We start from the raw sequence: 18403 nt of genomic DNA on the forward strand, positions 1-18403 counted from the left end.
TCCTCTTGTGTCTCGCCCATCTAGGGCGGCTCGGCTTTCAGGCAAGCTCTTACCCGCCCAAGCTTTCCTGCTTTGCGGCCAAGCCGGGTTTGTGCGCGGCCAGCATATCCTGTGGAATGACGATCAATTGCGGCGTCTGCGTGTATAACAATGCCGCCTCTATCCGGCGCCCCGGATAGATCGTGCCGAGCGCCGCGGCATAGGCCGCCATCTGGCGTATCGTTGGCACCGGCACTTCTTCCAGCGCGTGCGGCGGGCGGCGCGAAGTCTTGAAATCGGCAACCATGATCCGCTCCGGCTCGATCAGCAATCTGTCGGCGGTACCCGCGATGACCTGGCCGCCCACAGTGGCCGCAAGCGGGACTTCCGCCAGTGCATCAGGGCCGAACAGATCAGCCCATTGCGGTTCATCCAGCACGCCGAGCGATCGGGCGAGCATTTCCTCGCGATCGGCAAGCGGCATATCGCCTGCATTACGCTCCAGCCAGTTACGCGCCCGTTCTTCTCGCTGGGGTCCGGGCACGTCGGGCAGACGTTCAAGCAGGCGATGGATCAGCACGCCGCGCCGTGCGGCCAGCTCGCTCACCTCTGGCGGCAATGGCGGGTCGGAACCCTGATCCTCGCCCGCAGAGGATGGTGCAAGCGGCCGGGGCGGCCGTGGTTCCGGGCCGATCGGGCGCACGGCCCATTGCGGGAGAGAGGGCGGTATAGGCAATTCCGCCTGAGCCGCGATTGTCCCGCCTTCAGCCCGTTCGCCAAACTCCCGGCGTTCACCCCAGATCGGATCCTCGATCACTTCCTGCGGCATGAGCGGCGCGAGCCGGGCATACCAGCTATCCGGCGCAGGTTCCCCCTTGTCGCGCTGGCCCAGCGCGCCGCCGACGAACAAGGCCTCTTCCGCGCGGGTCATGGCGACATAGAGCAGACGCCAGTGCTCCTGCCGCTCCGCCTTGCGCTCCGCCTCTTCCGCTTCCGAAACACGGCCGACCTTTTCCGCCTTGCGCAGACCCGGTAACGGAATGCTGCGTTCCCCATCGGGCAACGAAATCTCGCGAACCGGCGAACTGTCGGGATTGCCAGTGGCATCGGCCAGGATCACGATTGGCGCCTGCAACCCCTTGGACCCATGGACCGTCATCACCCGGACCAGCCCTTCACCCGCACCCGGATCCCGCTTCAGTTCACCCTCGCCCGCATCGAACCACTGGATGAAGCCCTGCAGGCTGGGAATATGCGCCCCGGCATAGGACAAGGCGGCATTGAGCAATTCGTCAATCGGATCGTTCGCTTCTCGCCCAAGCCGCGCAACAAGCTTGCGCCGCCCTTGCCAGGGGCCGACCAGCATCCAATGGAGCAGTGCCTGCGGCAGTTCGAAATCGGCGCGGGCCAGCAGGTCGAGCAGCATGTCCACCGATTGCCGGACATCCGGATCGGTGCTGCGCTGCAAATGGGCCCAGAGCGGAACGCCCTTGGCGCGATAGCCATGTTCCAGCAATTGTTCCTGGCTCCACCCGAACAGGGGGGAGACAAGCACGCTGGCGAGGCTGAGATCGTCAAGCGGTTGAGCGGCGAAACGCAGCGCGGCCATCAGATCCTTGACGGGAAGCGGTGCGCCCAGCCGCAGGCGATCGACACCGGCAACAGGCACGCCCGCCGCATGAAGCCGGGCCACGATCAGTCCGGCAAGTTCGCGCCTCTTGCGCACCAGCACCATGATATCGCCCGGTCCGGCAGCACGTTTGCCGCCCTTCACAAGGGTAAAGCTGCCGATCATGGATTTGATCTGCGCCGCGATCCTGTCCGCCATGCGCCGTTCGGGCGCAGGAAGCCAATTGTCAGGCGCATCCTCGTCGTCATCGTCGTCCGGCATGGGATTGACCGGCTTCCACAATGTGACCAGCCCGGGCCGATCATCGCCGATATGCGGATCCGGCGCGTTATCCAGGCCGAATTCCCGGTACCCAATTGCCTCTATGCTGCGATCCACGAATTGCAGCACGCTTTGCGCCGTACGGTAGGAACGGCCAAGTCCCAGTTCCACCAGTTCGCGCGCATCCAGATTCTCGCGCAACTGGCGTGCAGCCGCTGCCCGATCGGCCATGGCCTTGCGAAACCGTTCGCGCGCGCGCTGGAAATTTTCGGGGCTTGTGCCCTGGAAACGGAAGATGGCCTGCTTGTAATCGCCAACCACGAAAATCGTGCGCAATTTCCCGTCGCGCTGCCCTTCACCGGCAAAGAAATCGTCAGTCAGCGCACGGATGATCGACCATTGCGCCTCATTCGTATCCTGGGCTTCATCCACCAGGATGTGATCGATCTGGCGGTCCAGCTTGTATCGGATCCACGGCCCCAGCCCGCCATCGGCCAGCAGCGCGGCGGCGCGGCGGATCAGATCGTCGAAATCGACCAGACCTTCGCGCTGTTTGGCATCGTCCCATGCCAATGCGAACCGCCGCCCGACAGTTAGAGCCGGCGTCGCAAAATCGGCCACCGCCAGCAGCGCCCTGTGGTCCAGAACGGCAGACAGGCTGACGCGCACGGCATCCACGTTGCGCGGAAAGATCGGGTCCTTCTTTTCCAGCGCTTTGAGCGAGCGCGGCTCACCCTTCTGCGTGAACAACGCCTTGAACAGATCATCGGCTGTTTCGGCGCGCCGCGCAGGGCTGGCCGCAAGCCAGGATGCGATGACATCCGCCGCCGCCAGCCCGGTCTTGGTTCCCCAGGCCGCATTGGCTTCGCTGCAGGCGCGCAGGGACCGGACATCGAACTGATCGTCACCACACAGGGCGGCCAGGCTTTCAGGCCCGGCATCAGATTCCAGCCCAAGCAATTGCCGGATTCGCCCGCCCAGCGGTTCCTGCCAGGCACCTGGCCCGATCCAGGCCTCCCGCGCATTGGCGCAGCGCATCAGCCACGTCCGCGCACCATCGGGGCCGAGCCGGAGAGACAGCTTCTCCAATGCGCCAAGAAGATCCTTCTCACCGCGATTCTGCCAATCCACCAGCAGATCCGCCAGCACGCGGTGGGCGAGCAATTCGCGGTCGCGATCTTCCATCGCCTGCGTGCCCGGGATCAGCCCCGCCTCTTCGGGGAAAGCGCCCAGCAACCATTGGGAAAAGGCATGGATCGTATCGATGCGCAGGCCGCCGCCCGGGCAATCCAGCACGCTGGCAAAAAGCGTCCGTGCCCGCGCCTGTGTTTCGGGCCGGGCATCGGCACCGATTGCCAGCAGATCGCCGGCCAGCGCTTCTGGCTTCGTACGCACCCAGCTGGCCAGCACCGCATTGACGCGTTCGGCCATTTCGGCCGCGCCCGCCTTGGTGAAAGTCAGGCATAATATATGTTCAGGACGCACATCCTCGCGCAGCAACAGGCGCAGGACACGCGCCGAAAGAACCTGCGTCTTGCCCGTACCGGCGGAGGCGGAGAGCCACACGCTGTCCTGCGGATCCACGGCGAGCGCTTGTTCGCCTTTCAGCGGAAAGACCTTCGCACTCATTCCTCGCGCCCCATCCATTCGTCGAGCCGCATGAGCTGATCGTAATCATTATAGCCGGGAAAATCGGGATTTGGCCGCGCGGTGAACGGCCGATCGCCCAGGATCCAGCCCGCGATCGCATCGTGCAGGAAGGCCCGCGTTTCAGGCAGGAAATCCTCCGGGTCGAGGCCAGAGCTCTTTTTCCCGACCTTCAGCGGGATGTCGGCATAACCGAAACCGTCACCCCCCTTCTGCTTGGCGAGCGACCAATATTCGAACGCCGTCACATCGCCCTGCACATTCTCGACCCCGCCCGCTTCCACGATCAGGCCCGTCAGGCCGAGTTGCAGGCGATAACCCTTGGCCACTTCCGCTGCGGAGGGCGGCGATCCGGTCTTGTAATCGACCACGGCGAGCGATCCGTTCGCCAGGCGGTCGATCCGGTCCACGCGACCATGAATGCGAACGCCGTCGAAGATCATTTCGCAGGCTTTCTCGGTCGCAATGACTTCGCGGCCTTCCATCTTCCCGACCGTTTCGGCCACCCATTTCAGGGCTTCGAAAAGGCGTGGCTGCCACAGTCCGCGCATCAGCGGATGGGCATTCATTTCCTGCAATTCTTCCTGGGCGATCGCGTAAATATCGCCGCGCTCCTGATGCCAGCGGCGCAGGATCTCGTGCGCGAGAGTGCCCTGCCACGCCGGGGACGGCCTGGCATCGAGCGCCTCGAGCGCGTTCAGGCCAAGGATGCGCCGGGCATAGAACTGGAATGGATCCCCCCGCAGCGTATCGAGTGCGGTGACTGAAATATCGACCTTGCGCTGCTCGGCCGTGGGAACTGGCCGCGGCTGACCATGCGGCTTTGCGGCCGGGCCGTCATCCAGCGCCCGGGCCATGGTGACATAGGCCTGGTCCTCGTGCCGGCGGACAAGATCTTCCCCCAGCAATGCGCGGACGCGCAGCCAGAAGCGCGAAGCGATGGCAGGGCCGGAAGCATCGCGTTCCGATCTGCTGAGGACGATTTCCGGCGCCCCCAGCGCACCGGCAAGGTCATGCGCGGCAAGCCCGATGCGGAAATCGTTGCCCGGCACACCGAGTGCCCGCAGGACGGGCGGCGCCAGCAGTGGATCGGCAGCAGGCGTCCCGGGCCAGCTTCCGTGGTTCAAACCGGCGCAGATCACCAGATCCGCGCGGGTCATGCGCGATTCCAGCAGGCCATAAACGGCCACGCGAGGATGGCCGCCATAGGGCGGGCGCACGGCAACCCGTTCCATTGCGTCGCGCAAGGCGGCGGGGAGCTCCGCCGGATCGAGCATTGTCCCGACATCGCGCGCCTGCAGGCGCAATTCCTCGATGAAGGCGGAAAGCGCGCGGCCATCTTCCCTTTCCCACAGGGACGCGCCGCAAAGTTCCTCCCCCACCGTGGCAAGCCGATCGAGCTGGTCCGCAAGCGGTGCTTCCCCTTCCGCGAATAGCGGCGCGAGCAGGCCTTCGACGCCTGCCCACCAGGGAGAGAGACTTTCCCCTTTCGCATAGTCGCCGATTGAGGCGATGCCGGGAGCGGGCCGCGGCCCGCGCATGTTCTTTTCCAGCTTGCGTGCAGCTTCCAGCCATTCGCTGCGGCCATTTTCGCGCCGGACCAGCGGATGCTGCAACAATGCCACCAGCGGAACCGGTGCGGCATTTTCCGCCCCGACTTCGGCCAGCAACAGGAATAACCGGCCAGCAGGTGTCTGGGAAAGCGGCCGTCCGGCAGTATCGTCAGCCTCGATATTCCAGCGCCGCAAATGCTGCACGACGCGCGCGGCAAGCCCGCGATCCGGTGTAACTACGGCGACGCGTTTCTCTTTTTCTTCAAGCGTTTCCCGCACCATCAGGGCAATGGCCTGCGCTTCCTCTTCAGGATTGGCGCTTTGCATCAGGCGGACGCCCGAGAGCCGTCGCCTCTCAGGCGGAAGATCGACCCATGCCTTGCTCGCTTCCGGAGGAAGGAACAGGCTGGAAATTGCATGGCTGCGCTCCGGCGGGCCCTTGCCCATGCCCGCGCGATGCCAATGCTGGACTTCATCGCGCGCCACACCCATCCGGTTCAGCAACAGCTTGAGATGATATTGCGGATGGGTGACGGCATCGCCGCGCGCCAGGGGCGTTTCGGCATCCGGCGCGCCTGCTGATCCAAGCTCCTCCCAGACTTCGGCCGGCATCGAAAGATCGAGATCGGGCAGCACCACCGCGCCTTGCGGCAGGTCCGCCACGACGCGCAGCAGTTTCGCCAATGCGGGCGCCGCGCTCGTCACGCCGGCCGCAACGATTGGTGTGGCGGGCGGATCGGCCTTCCAGCGTTTCGCCGCCAGGCGGAACAGGGCATTGCGGCGGGCCGCGGCATCCTGTTCACCGCGCTGCTGCAATTCGGCCAGCCAGCGGAGCTGAACCCGCGCGAATATACGCAGGCTGTCCTGCCAATGGCCCGCCAGATCTCCCAGAAAATCGAGCACGCCCCGTTCGAGCAATTGTTCGGGCCGGATCTCTTCCACCAGCAGCCGGTCCATCGCCCGCCCGGCTTCGAATGCGAGGCGGAGCAATGCGCTCCCCTTCACGGGATCGGAACTGCGTTCTTCTCCGATCAGCTCGGCAAGCCTCAGCCAGCGGCGGGTCGGGTCGGCGGCAGGTGCGATATCGCCGCCCGCACCCAGCGGATCGAGCAATGGGCCCAGTGTCTCGTCCAGATCGAGATCGCCGATAACGGCCATTCGGGGCATGAGCAGGCCGGGCGCGTCACTTGCGCCGAAATGCCGGATGAAGGCCTCGCTCATCGTGCGCATGGCGCGGCTGCTGGGCAGGAGGAGCGTCAGCTTCGCAAGGCCGGTATCCTTGTCGGCGTAGCGCGGCACCAGCCCCGCCACCAGCGCATCGGCAAACCCGCGATGCGCGGCAATGGAATAAAGCTTTGGCCCCGGCAGATCAGGCACCGGACAAGGCAGCCTCGGTAGGCCTTATCGATTGCGGATTGCCCACTTCAAACCATTCGCCGTTGAAGGCGACCCCGTAAAGGCGCCCTTCCTCCATGGCGCGGTCCCACAACAGATTGGTAGAAAACGGGCCCGCGGGGGCATCGCGCAAAAGGCGCTTGGATGCGAGCTGCACGCCGGTAAAAATGAAGGGCGCCACGCGGCCCGAACGGCGACGGATCAGCCGCCCCGCCCCGTTCATGTGAAAATCGCCCTTGCCGCGAAAATTCCGGGCGCCGGTATGCGGCACGAGCAGCAGCAGCGCGTCCATTTTTTCCGGATCCCACGCGTGGGACAATTCGCTGAAGGCATCGAAGGGGCCATCCAGCCAAATATTGTCGCTATTCACGCTGAAGAACGGATCGGGCAGCAGATCGGCGGCCTTCACCAGCCCTCCCCCTGTTTCCATCAGCAGGCCGCGTTCGTCGGAAATGGTAACGGCCGGTTTGGCCCGTTCCTTGACATGGGCAATGATCGCATCGCCCAGATAATGGACATTCACCACCGCCTTGGCCACGCCTGCTTCAGCCAGGCGATCCAGCGCGTGATCCAGCAACGGCTTGCCGGCCACCCGCACCATCGGTTTGGGCTGCGTGGCCGTCAATGGCCGCATGCGCTTGCCCAGCCCGGCAGCCAGAACCATCGCGGTGTCGGTCACGAGCTTGCTCACTGGATTTCTCCGCCGAATGTGTCGCGGATTTCCTGCGGAATGTTCCGGGCGAACCAATCCGCCACAGGCGCCAGCGCGGGATGCGCCAGATCGCGCTCCATCGCTTCCCACACACGCGGAATCATCGGCAGATAGCGCGGCTTGGAATCGCGCTTCCACAAACGCGCGAAAATACCCACGATCTTGGCATTCCGCTGGGCGCCGAGCCGTGCGTAATCCGCCTTGAAATCCTCGCCCGCATCCATTGCTGACAGATAACGGTCCAGCATGGCCTGTTCCAGATCCGACGAAACGTCCCGCCGGGCATCCTGCAACAGCGAGACAAGATCATAGGCGCGGTGCCCCACAAGGGCATCCTGAAAATCGATCAGCCCCTGTTCGCCATTGGCGAGCAGCATGATATTTTCCGCGTGATAATCGCGCAGCACCGTCACGCCCGGGGTCTGCCGCGGAAGCATGGGGGCCAGCACCTCGTCCCAGGCGGCCAGATAGGCTTCCGAATCCACCTCAAGGCCCATCAACGGGCAATACCATTCGGTCAGGAGCGCAGCCTCACGCCGATAGGTCTGCATGTCATAAGGATCGAAGGGACCGGGCGGCCGTTTGTGCAATTCCACCAGCGCATCGATCGCCCTGGAATACACGTCCTCTTCCGCCTCTGGATGAAGGTCCAGCCAGTCCCGCATCCGATCCTGGCCGAAATCTTCGATCAGCACCAGGCCACGCTCCGGCCTTTCGGCATAGATATGCGGCGCGCGCATACCCTGTTCGGACAACCATTTGCCGACATGGAGGAACGGGCCCGGATCTTCGTTCGGCGGCGGCGCATCCATCAGCATCGCAGTATTGCCGCCGCTGCGGACACGGAAATAACGGCGAAAACTGGCATCTCCGGGCAAGGGTTCGATTTGCGAACCGCCCCAACCGGCAGCGTCCAGAAATTCGTCCAGCCCTTCGGGCAAAGCTTCGTTCATGGGATACGGCTTTGCCAATTGGCACCGGCTTCGACAATCGCCTTCCGTCCCTTTCCCGATATTTCCAACGTGATGGAAAGGCAGGATGGCTCATGCGCGAAGCCGCCTGCATGATCGGGCCATTCTGCGATCAGGGCCGCACCTTCGCGGTAATCGTCCAGCCCGATCTCTTCAGCCTCGGAAGGATCTTCAAGGCGATAGAAATCCGCATGGACCAGCGGGAGGCGGACGGATGGCGGATCATAGGTTTCCACAATGGTAAATGTGGGGGACGGAACTTCGCCCGCATGACCAAGCGCCGCGATGATCGAACGGGCCAGCGTGGTCTTGCCCGCGCCGAGCCCGCCAGTCAGCGCGACGACATCGCCAGGTTGCAACTTCGCGGCGATCCGCTGGCCCAGGCTTTCCATCGCCGACAGGTCGGGCAGGTCAACAATCATGGCAATAATATCGTGGCGGTCGTGCCGCTCCCCTTTTCGGATTGCAGTTCCAGGCGCCCGCCATGCGCTTCGATCAATTGGCGGGCCAGCGGCAGGCCAAGGCCGCCACGGCGCTTGGCCGGCTTGCCATCCGCATCCAGCCGGTATCCGTCCAGCGCGCGCGCCAGTTCGCTTGGCTTCATCCCCTGACCATTGTCGGAAATGACGATCTTCACACCCTTCTGGCGGCGGGAAAGGGCCACCAGAATTCGCCCGCCCTTCGGGGTGGCGGAAATCGAATTGTCGAGGATGTTGCCCAGCGCACGGCCCAGCTGCCGTTTGTCGGCCATGACCTTTCCGGCCGAACGGTCGCCGCGCAGATCCAGCGACAGGCCGCCATTCTCGATCGCTTCCTCGCGCTCGCGCACGATCTGGGTGACGAAAGGCAGCAGTTCCACTTCCTCCGTCGCCAGGGGCAGCAGGCCCGCCTCGCTCTGCGTCAGGTCCAGAACCGTTTCGATCTGCGAGGACAATCGTTCCACTGACGAGATAATCGCGTCGACATATTCCTTCGCCTGGTCGCTCAGATCCCCGGCGACACCGCTTTGCAGCAATTCCGCAAAGCCGCCGATGGAAGTCAGCGGCGTGCGGAATTCATAGGACATATTGGCCAGGAAACGCGTCTTCACCGCATCCGCTTCTTCCAGAGCCGATGCCCGTTCGCGCAGGGCGTCTTCCGCCTTCTTGCTGTCGGTAACGTCCAGAACGGTCAGCAATCCGTTCCCGTCCGGCAGCGGAACCCCGGCAAATTCCAGCGTGCGCCCATCCGAAAGCTGGACACGCCCGCTGCGCTGCTTGCGATCCAGCGTGGCGGAACGGACCACGTCGCCAATGGCCTTGCGCTGCGCAGGGCGCGCAAGATGCGGCCCGATGGCATCGAGCAATTCGTCCGCGCGGGGATGCTCGTCCAGATATTCTTCAGGCAGACCCCATATTTCGGGGAAGCGACGATTCCACAGCTGCATCCGCCCATCCGGCGCGAATACCGCCAGCGATTCGAACAGGCTGTCGAACGTGGCAGTGCGGGTGCGCAGCAGCGTGTCGCGCGTGGCCGACAGGGCCAGTTGTTCCGAACGATCTTCCGCAATGAAGACCAGTCCGCCATCGGGCATGGGTTGCGCCACGATCCGCAGATGTGTGCCATCATGCAGGGTCCACGCATCCTCATGCGCCTCGCCCGCGGTGAAGATCGCGGTCAGTTCCTTGCGCCAGGCGGGAAAATCCCGGACTTCCGGCAGACGCCCTGCATCGCGGGCAATATCCAGAAAACGGTCGAATGGCGGCGGATCGAGCTGCGTCGTACCCGGCAGGGCAAAGATACGGCGGAATGGCTGATTCGCGAATTCGAGCAATTGATCGGCATTGAATTGCGCCACACCGACCGAGAGCTGATCGAGCATGGACCGCTGCGCCTCGCGGAAGGCGCGGAAGGCGCGGGCCTGCTCCTCCATTTCTTCGATGTCGATGGCATAGCCGGCAACGCCCTCCTTGCCGAGCGGCAGGTCGCTGACGCGCAATGTGCGGCGCTGGCTGCCGACAGTCGCCTGCACGATCCGTTCAAACGGCATGTCCTGCTCTCGTGCCTGTTGCGCGATCTGCGCCGCGCTCAGCCCGTCAACCGGCTCTATCAGTTCGATCTGGTCCTTGACGACGCTATCGGCGCTCTGCGCCCCGACCGCCTTCACATAGGCGCTGTTGACCAGCCTCAGCTCGGCATCGTCGCTGCGGAACCACATCGGCATCGGCGCGGCTTCAATCAGCCCCACCAGTGCGGCGAAATCGGTCCGGGCGCCCGCTGCTTCGGCCCGCAATTTGCTCAGTTCGCTCTGGCTTTCGGAAAAGTCGAACCACCAGACCAGTGCAGTGCCGCTCTGCGCCACGACCGGATCGGCCTGATGGCCGCGCAGGGCCAGGCTCTTGCGCGAACCGACCGGCGTCACGACCATGCGAAAGGGCGAAGCGGTTTTCTGGGTGCGGCGGACGGCATCACCCAGATGAGCCAGATCGTCAGCGTCGAGCCCTGCATCCTCACCGGCGAGCTCGCTCAGATAATCAGGTAGCGCATCGAAGCCGAGCCATGCGGCGAGCCTGTCCGGCCCTTCGATCCTGCCATCCGGTCGCACCAGCAGCGGGATAGCGGGCGAATCCTCGATCATGTAGGTGAGCCTGCGGGCCATGCCGCGGGCAGTCCGTGCCTGGCGGGCGCGCTTCTGGGCTGCCAGAACAAGCCATACCGCGCCAAAAGTCCAGCCTGCCAGCAGCAGGCCAAGCAATACCAGTGCGATCGGCGAGAGTTCCATGCGCTGTCAGCTATGCGGCGCGCACGGCGGATGCAATGGCTGCCGCGCGCCTCCACACAGATGCGGAGGCGCGCGGTGCCTGTCTTCAGATCAGTAGCGGTAGTGATCCGGCTTGAACGGACCATTCACCGGCACGCCGATATAATCGGCCTGCTTCTGGGTCAGCTTGGTAAGCTGCACGCCCAGCTTTTCGAGGTGGAGCGCGGCCACCTTCTCGTCCAGATGCTTCGGCAGGACGTAAACGTCGTTCTCATACTCGTCACCCTTGGTGAAAAGTTCGATCTGCGCCAGCGTCTGGTTGGTGAAGGAACAGCTCATCACGAAGCTCGGGTGGCCGGTGGCGCAGCCCAGATTGACCAGGCGCCCCTTGGCCAGAACGATGATCTGCTTGCCGTCCGGGAAGGTTACCAGATCCGTACCCGGCTTGATTTCCTTCCATTCGTAATTGTCCAGCGCCCCGATCTGGATCTCGCTGTCGAAGTGGCCGATATTGCAGACGATGCTCATCGGCTTCATCGCCTTCATATGTTCGGCGGTGATCACGTCTTCATTGCCGGTTGTGGTCACGAAGATGTCGCAACGCTTCGTCGCCTCTTCCATGGTGACGACTTCATAGCCTTCCATCGCCGCCTGCAGGGCGCAGATCGGGTCGATTTCAGTAACCAGCACGCGTGCGCCGCCCTGGCGCAGCGAATCGGCGGAGCCCTTGCCGACATCGCCGAAACCGGCAACGCAGGCGACCTTGCCCGAAAGCATCACGTCCGTCGCACGGCGGATCGCATCGACCAGCGATTCGCGGCAGCCATAGAGGTTGTCGAACTTCGACTTGGTGACGCTGTCATTCACATTGATCGCCGGGAACGGCAGCTTGCCGGCCTTGGCAAGGTGATACAGGCGATGCACGCCCGTGGTCGTCTCTTCCGAAACGCCCTGGATGTTCTGCACGCTCTTGGTCAGATAGCCGGGCTTGCGCTTCAGGAATTCCTTCAGCGAACGCTGCATCTCGATTTCTTCGGCATTCTGCGGGTCCGGCATGGTCTCGCCGGCTTCGATGCGCGCACCCCACAGGGCGAACATGGTGGCATCGCCGCCATCATCCAGGATCATGTTGGCAGTGCAATCGGGATCTTCGTCGCTCGACCAGTCGAAGATCTTGCCGACATAATCCCAGTATTCGGCCAGGCTTTCGCCCTTCACGGCGAAGACCGGGATGCCCTGTTCGGCAATGGCGGCTGCGGCGTGATCCTGCGTCGAGAAGATGTTGCAGGTGGCCCAACGCACTTCGGCGCCCAGCGCCACGAGCGTTTCTATCAGGACAGCCGTCTGGATCGTCATGTGCAGCGAGCCGGTGATGCGCGCGCCCTTCAGCGGCTTGCTGTCACCATATTCCTCGCGCGTTGCCATCAGGCCCGGCATTTCGGTTTCGGCGATGTTGATTTCATCGCGTCCGTAACCGGCCAGGCTGATGTCTTTAATGATATAGTCGTGCTCTGCAGCTGCAGTCGCCATACACTTCTCCTGCGATTTGGGGTGAAAGCGCTGCCGGGGCTCCACGCGGCGCCAGATTTATGCGCCGTTTATACGTTCCCTACCCTGTTCGTAAACCCCGGCTCCCCTAAACTGTTAGCCGGTTGCGTCAGGCTGCGATCCGCCTATCTACAGCTCGGACGGAGATAGAAGGATATTCCAAGCATGACGATTTCCAAGGGAGACAAACTGCCCGACGTGACGCTGGTGAAAGCCACGAGCGAAGGGCCGGAAAAGGTCCAGTCGAGCGATTATTTCGCCGGCAAGAAAGTGGCGCTTTTCTCTGTTCCCGGTGCCTTCACGCCGACCTGTTCGGCCAAGCATCTGCCGGGCTTCGTGGAAAAGGCATCGGATCTGAAGGCCAAGGGCGTGGACGAAATCGCCTGCACCGCCGTTAACGATGCCTTCGTGATGGGCGCCTGGAACGATAGCAAGGGCAGCAAGGACATCACCATGCTGGCAGACGGCAATGGCGATTTTGCCGAAGCGCTGGGCCTGACCATGGATGGCAGCGGCTTCGGCATGGGCAAGCGCGGACAGCGTTTCTCCATGATCGTGGACGATGGCACGGTCACGGAAATCAACGTCGAAGCGCCGGGCGATTTCAAGGTCAGCAGCGCCGATCACATGCTCGGCCAGCTGTAAAGAACACCGAATTCAAACGAAAAGGGGCGCCCGCAAGGCGCCCCTTTTTACATGGGAAATCGGCCCGGCAAGCCTATTTTTCCCATTTCACATCCGCGCCCAGCGACACGAAATTGTCCACGAAGTTGGGATGGGCCCGGCGGATCGGATCGGCATCGAGAATGCGCGATTCCCCTTCGATCGAGCTTGCCACCATCAGCAGGGCAATCGCCACACGGATGATATAGGGCGATGTCACGGTCGCCGGCGCCAGGGGATTGCCGCCGAAAGTGATCAGGCGATGGGGATCGCACAACAATGTGTGCGCACCGAACAGTGACAATTCGGTATGCCAGGTCAGCCCGCCTTCATAGACCTTGTTCCAGAACATGGTCTGGCCTTCCGCCTTCACGCCAAGCGCGATGAATATCGGCAGCAGATCGGCCGGGATATAGGGCCATGGCGCGGCTTCCACCTTGGTGATCAGGTGGGAGGTGAAATTTTCCTCCACCTTCAGTTGCGGCGGCGCTTCCAGCCGGGACCAGCCATCGGCATGGCGCACTTCGGCGCCAAACTTTTCGAAAGTGCGGTCGATCAGCGCGAAATGTTCCGGATGGCCATTGCGGACGGCGATATCGCCCCCGGTTACGGCTGCGAGCGCCAGGAAAGTGGCGATCTCGTGGAAATCCTCGGTGAAGGTGTAATCCGCGCCGCCAAGTTCCACGCCGCCTTCCACCGAAACCATGGACGTGCCCTTACCCAGGATCTTCGCGCCCATCAGCTCCAGGAAACTGCACATTTCCTGCACATGCGGTTCGCAGGCCGCATTCACGATCTGCGAAGTCCCCTTCACCGTGAAGGCGCTGAGGATGAAATTCTCCGTCGTGGTGACGGAGGCATATTCCAGCCACATCCGCGCTGCTTCGCCCTTGCCGGTGGACCGGAACACGATTTCGTGGCCGGTCTGGCTGACATCGGCACCGAATGCACGAAACACGGCAACATGCGGGTCAATCTCCCGCGCGCCGAGCGTGCAGCCCTTCACCTCATGTTCCAGCCGCGCTTCGCCAAAACGATGAAGCAATCCGGGGATCATCATGATCGAAGCGCGCATCGCCTGCGGCAGCGTGGCCGTCGCGCTTTTGGAGATCGTGGAATGATCGATATCCAGCTGCTTGGCCTTCTTGTTCCATTTCACCCTGGAACCCAGCTGGCCGAAAAAATCCACGATACGGGTAACATCGGTGATTTCCGGCACATTGCGCAGCACGATCGGTGCATCGCTCAACAATGTGGCGCATAGCACCGGCAATACGGCATTCTTGTTGGCAGATGGTTCGATACGGCCAGTCAACTTAGGACCGCCGCGCACGAGAAGCGCCGTCATTCCTGGATTCTCCGATAAACCGCTTCCGGCACGATCAATAACCCATCAATTGCAGGACTTCCTGCCGGCTTTTGTGATCGCGGCGGAATGTGCCCATCACCTGGCTGGTTACCATATTCACACCGGGCGTACGCACGCCGCGTGCAGTCATGCAGGCATGGCTGGCTTCGATCACCACGGCCACGCCCCTGGGTTCCAGATTGTCCCAGATGCACTGGGCGACTTCGGCCGTCAGCCGTTCCTGTATCTGCAGCCGCCGGGCATAGCCGTGCAGGACACGGGCCAGCTTGGAAATGCCGACCACGCGCCTTGTCGGCAGATAGGCGATGGCCGCCTTGCCGATGATCGGGGCCATGTGATGTTCGCAATGGCTCTGGAAGGGGATATCCTTCAGCAGGACGATCTCGTCATATCCGCCGACTTCCTCGAACACCCTTCCCAGATGTTCGGCAGGATCTTCTTCATAGCCGCTGCAATATTCTTTCCATGCCCGCGCCACGCGGGCGGGTGTGTCCACCAGCCCTTCCCGAGATGGATCGTCACCCGCCCAGCGGATCAGGGTACGGATCGCATCCTGCACGTCTTCGGGGACAGGCGGCTTGCCACGGGGTTCATCCTCATCCGGACCGACCAAGCTGCTCATTCTTCCTAGTCTTTCTCTTCCGCTCGATACTGTCGAGCTTCGCCACGGCGCGTCCCAATAGGCTGCCCTGACGAAAAAGGCCACGCCTGCGCGGAATGATCTCGAACAGTTCTGGCGGTTCTTCCGGATCGAATGTTTCGCGATCCACGAGTTCGCGTTCCAGTTCGCCAAGCTCTTCGGGCTGATAGGGCACCAGGCGATGATCGCGGGAATCGCCCAGCGCCGCAATCATCGCGGCCATCGACCCCGCTTTTTCCAGCAACGGGCCCACTTCCGCCGGCGCCAGTCCGCAATGTTCGGCCAGCAGGGAATAGCGCAGGTTACGGATGACTTCTCCGCAATGGCCATTGGCGGGCCGCTTCGCATCGATGAACACGTCGCATTCGCTGTCCAGTCCCATGGAGCGATTGTTGAAATTGGCCGATCCGATGCGAACGATCTCGTCATCGACGATCATCAGCTTGGCATGGACATAGACCGGAACATCCCCGGAATAGGGGCAGTAGATGTGGAAACGGTTCTTGCTGTCCACGTCCTTCATGGCCTGGACCAGCCGTGTCCGGATCGGATCCATGGTTTGCGATTCGACCCAGCCACTGGCGCTGAGCGGGTGGACCAGCACTATTTCTGGCGGATCGTCTTCCTGCAGCCTGCGGGAAATCGCTTCGGCTATCTCTCGGGACGCGAAATACTGGTTCTCTATATAGATGAACCGCTTTGCGCGGGCGATCTGCTGAAGGAAAAGCTGCAGGATCTCGTTGACCTCCGGCCAACCATTATACTGCGCCCGGGTGCGGGCGATGCCGATCTCTACATTCTCGAATTGGGGGACGAGTTCTTCGGGCCATGCGCTGCCTGGCATTTCAGGCACGGGCTTCAACGGTTTGCCCCCCGCCCTCACCCATCTGGCACGCCCCAGCGCATCGAGCGAGCGGGCAATATCCCCTTCCATCATCATCGTCATATCGTGCCAGGGGCCGTGTTCATGACCATCCGGGCCGCGGCGCCGCGGGTCCTGCGCGCTATGCTGGCGCGTATCCCAACGGGCCCCGGTCATGTCGATGCCGCCGCACACGGCCAGCCTGTCATCCACGATGACGATCTTCTGATGATGGCAACAGGCGAGCGGATGGACCGAATCGAACTTGAAATCGATTCGCCCATGCAGCGCCCAGCGGGCGATATCGAGCAGCATGGTTCCGCGAGTAAGAAATTTGAGAAAGCCGAATCCCCATTTGAGGATCCGAATCTCCAATTGCCTGTTATGGCGCGTAAGCCAGACAAAGAAGCTGCCCAGGCGCGATGGATACTGATCGCGCCAACCGCGCTGCCACCAGCGGCGCCCCTTCCTGAGATGGATGCGGGTGTCGAAATCCCATCCGATCAGCAATACCCGGCGCCGCGCCTTCAGCATCGCTTCCTGCATCAGCGCGAAATAATCTTCCGCATCCACGATAACGGAGGCGCGATCCGCCATGGCATAGCGCCATATGCCCGGCTCGGCCGAAGCATCATCGAATCCTTCGACCGGTTTCTTGTCCTGACCCAATGCCCCCTCCGGACCAGCCTATTCCTTGGCCTCTGATTCCGGCTCGGGCGTTACCTGCGCCTCACTGCATTCCTCTTGCTTCCGCCGGTCGAACACCTCGCGCATGTGTTCTTCGTCCTTGCGTGTCAGGTGTTTCTCGAAATCCTTGAAATGCTCGTCCTCCTCCTCGTCGATATGATGGAGGTAATCATGCTTGAGCTGCCTGAACTTGGTCAGCCATGCGCTGCTGGACATCTCGGTTGCGGCCAGATCGTTCAGCGCGGTCTCGATCTCGTGATGCTCTGCAACGGAATGACGCGTCTCGTCCGTGGTTTCGGGCTTGCGCATCATGGTTGAATAGAGCGCCTGCTCCTCCGCCGCGGCATGGCTCTTGGCGTCGAGGGTGAAGCGCTCGAACAATTCCTTCCGCTCCGCGGTTTCACCATGGGTCTGCTCGATCGAATCAAGCAGGGCCCGCTGCCTGTCGTGGTCTTCCTTCAGACGTGCGAAAATATCCTCGGCGGTGGCCATGATCGCTCCTTCTCTCTGCTTGCATCTCTAACCGGCAAACAGAGGCGGAGTTCCGGCACCACGCCCGGGGCTGTGAAGAAAGAATGAGGCCCAAAAACATTCGGGCGCTTCCTCGTGTGAGGAAGCGCCCGAATAATTGGCGCGCCCGAAAGGATTCGAACCTCTGACCCCCAGATTCGTAGTCTGGTGCTCTATCCAGCTGAGCTACGGGCGCGCTGGAGGGCCGCCAATAGGCAGGTGATTCAGACTTGGCAATAGGCTGTGACAACTAAGTTGCGAGATCAGCAAAAAACTGGCGATCCATCGGTGGCATTCGCAGCGCTGCCGCCTCTTCCATGCTGAACCAGCCCCAGAGCTGACCCTCCCTGCCTTCGGGCACCCCGGTCCACGCAGCACAATGATAGAGATGGAGTTCAATCTGCCGGGCCTGCGCTTCGGAATGCTCCTGCGCCTGTGCACATGCGCTCATGCAGGCGGGATCAAGCGACAGGCCGAGCTCTTCCTCAATTTCGCGGGCGAGCGCGAATTCGTGGGTTTCCCCCGGTTCAACCTTGCCGCCCGGAAATTCCCATTGCCCGCCGTGATGCTTGTGAGCCGGCCGCTGTTGCAAAAGCAGACGGCCTGCATCGTCACGAATCACTGCGGCCACGACCTGCATGGCAACGGTCATTTCATCCGGGAAAGTTTGTTCCATCAACGATTCGTTAGCACAGAACTGCAACTGAGGGATCATTCCGGAGGTTTGGAGGTCTGGCAGTGCGCAAAACAGGTTTCATTACGCGCCTCATGCGCGACCAGGCAGGCGCCACCGCCATCGAATATGGCCTGATCGTCGCCCTTATCGTGATCGCGATCATGGGCGCACTCCAAAGCATGGCAACCGGATCCACCGACATTTGGGAAACGATCTCCGCGAGATCCACCGATGTGATGAATTAGGCTTTTCTCAACATTTGCCACTTAAAAATCGAGGAGCTTGATCCGAAACGGGTGGGTCAAGCCGGGTACCGAAGACTGACCAGGAGACACAAGATGAAGTTCTTCAACAAACTGCTCCGTGACGAGCAGGGCGCCACCGCCATCGAATACGGCCTGATCGCCGCCCTGATCGCCGTTGCTGCGATCACCGCGATGCAGAGCCTCGGCAACGAGCTCAACACGACCTTCACGACCGTCAGCGACACGCTGGAAACGTCGAACACCGACTAAGTCTTTAACGGACTTATCCCAAGCGAAGGGCGGCAGGTTTCCCTG

Annotated in this window: 15 protein-coding genes and 1 tRNA gene; 3 read left to right on the top strand and 13 right to left on the bottom strand. The window is 62.2% G+C overall.

The window, feature by feature from the left end:
• Positions 1–49 precede the first annotated feature (49 nt).
• From addA to ahcY, 7 genes are all read right to left on the bottom strand, one after another.
• A complete protein-coding gene (gene addA / locus WYH_RS03475) occupies positions 50–3499 on the bottom strand; it encodes a double-strand break repair helicase AddA (protein WP_046902729.1) in 3450 nt (1149 codons plus the stop codon).
• Positions 3496–6447, bottom strand: a complete 2952-nt coding sequence (locus tag WYH_RS03480) for a PD-(D/E)XK nuclease family protein (protein WP_046902730.1) — start codon at positions 6445–6447, stop codon at positions 3496–3498. The genes addA and WYH_RS03480 overlap by 4 nt, the downstream gene beginning before the upstream one ends.
• On the bottom strand, positions 6440–7156 hold the full coding sequence (locus WYH_RS03485; protein WP_244877952.1) for a nucleotidyltransferase family protein: 717 nt from the start codon (positions 7154–7156) through the stop codon (positions 6440–6442). The genes WYH_RS03480 and WYH_RS03485 overlap by 8 nt, the downstream gene beginning before the upstream one ends.
• A complete protein-coding gene (locus tag WYH_RS03490; protein WP_046902731.1) occupies positions 7153–8130 on the bottom strand; it encodes an aminoglycoside phosphotransferase family protein in 978 nt (325 codons plus the stop codon). The genes WYH_RS03485 and WYH_RS03490 overlap by 4 nt, the downstream gene beginning before the upstream one ends.
• Positions 8127–8570, bottom strand: a complete 444-nt coding sequence (gene tsaE, locus WYH_RS03495; RefSeq protein WP_046902732.1) for a tRNA (adenosine(37)-N6)-threonylcarbamoyltransferase complex ATPase subunit type 1 TsaE — start codon at positions 8568–8570, stop codon at positions 8127–8129. Before tsaE ends, WYH_RS03490 begins: the two co-directional genes overlap by 4 nt.
• Positions 8567–10909: a PAS domain-containing sensor histidine kinase gene (locus WYH_RS03500; RefSeq protein WP_046902733.1), complete on the bottom strand. Its 2343-nt coding sequence runs from the start codon at positions 10907–10909 to the stop codon at positions 8567–8569. Before WYH_RS03500 ends, tsaE begins: the two co-directional genes overlap by 4 nt.
• Before the next feature lie 90 nt (positions 10910–10999).
• A complete protein-coding gene (gene ahcY / locus WYH_RS03505) occupies positions 11000–12418 on the bottom strand; it encodes an adenosylhomocysteinase (RefSeq protein ID WP_082347789.1) in 1419 nt (472 codons plus the stop codon).
• Between the two features lie 183 nt (positions 12419–12601).
• Between ahcY and WYH_RS03510 the strand changes: the two genes are divergently transcribed.
• Complete coding sequence (locus WYH_RS03510) at positions 12602–13081, top strand: peroxiredoxin (protein ID WP_046902735.1); 480 nt, start codon at positions 12602–12604, stop codon at positions 13079–13081.
• 73 nt (positions 13082–13154) lie between these two features.
• Here the strand turns inward: WYH_RS03510 and WYH_RS03515 are convergent, their stop codons facing one another.
• The 6 genes from WYH_RS03515 to WYH_RS03540 all read right to left on the bottom strand — a co-directional run bounded on the left by WYH_RS03515 (position 13155) and on the right by WYH_RS03540 (position 17843).
• Positions 13155–14447 (bottom strand): UDP-N-acetylglucosamine 1-carboxyvinyltransferase, encoded by a 1293-nt coding sequence (locus WYH_RS03515; protein WP_046902736.1) that lies wholly within the window; start codon positions 14445–14447, stop codon positions 13155–13157.
• Between the two features lie 34 nt (positions 14448–14481).
• Complete coding sequence (gene folE / locus WYH_RS03520; protein WP_046902737.1) at positions 14482–15090, bottom strand: GTP cyclohydrolase I FolE; 609 nt, start codon at positions 15088–15090, stop codon at positions 14482–14484.
• Complete coding sequence (locus WYH_RS03525) at positions 15065–16639, bottom strand: phospholipase D-like domain-containing protein (RefSeq protein ID WP_046902738.1); 1575 nt, start codon at positions 16637–16639, stop codon at positions 15065–15067. The genes folE and WYH_RS03525 overlap by 26 nt, the downstream gene beginning before the upstream one ends.
• A gap of 18 nt (positions 16640–16657) precedes the next feature.
• Positions 16658–17149 carry a hemerythrin domain-containing protein gene (locus WYH_RS03530; protein ID WP_046902739.1) on the bottom strand — a complete coding sequence of 164 codons (492 nt, stop codon included), beginning with the start codon at positions 17147–17149 and terminating at the stop codon, positions 16658–16660.
• 137 nt (positions 17150–17286) lie between these two features.
• Positions 17287–17363, bottom strand: a tRNA-Arg gene (locus WYH_RS03535).
• A 54-nt stretch (positions 17364–17417) separates the two neighbouring features.
• Positions 17418–17843, bottom strand: a complete 426-nt coding sequence (locus WYH_RS03540) for a (deoxy)nucleoside triphosphate pyrophosphohydrolase (RefSeq protein ID WP_046902740.1) — start codon at positions 17841–17843, stop codon at positions 17418–17420.
• Positions 17844–17905: 62 nt separating this feature from the next.
• On the opposite strand from WYH_RS03540, the gene WYH_RS16415 reads away from it, so the two are divergent.
• Together WYH_RS16415 and WYH_RS03545 are read left to right on the top strand one after the other, a co-directional pair.
• Positions 17906–18088: a Flp family type IVb pilin gene (locus WYH_RS16415; protein ID WP_244877953.1), complete on the top strand. Its 183-nt coding sequence runs from the start codon at positions 17906–17908 to the stop codon at positions 18086–18088.
• Between the two features lie 93 nt (positions 18089–18181).
• The gene (locus tag WYH_RS03545; protein WP_046902741.1) at positions 18182–18358 is read left to right on the top strand and encodes a Flp family type IVb pilin; all 177 of its coding nucleotides are present in this window, start codon (positions 18182–18184) and stop codon (positions 18356–18358) included.
• Positions 18359–18403: the final 45 nt, after the last annotated feature.

The sequence above is a fragment of the Croceibacterium atlanticum genome (genome assembly GCF_001008165.2).
Classification (GTDB): domain Bacteria; phylum Pseudomonadota; class Alphaproteobacteria; order Sphingomonadales; family Sphingomonadaceae; genus Croceibacterium_C; species Croceibacterium_C atlanticum.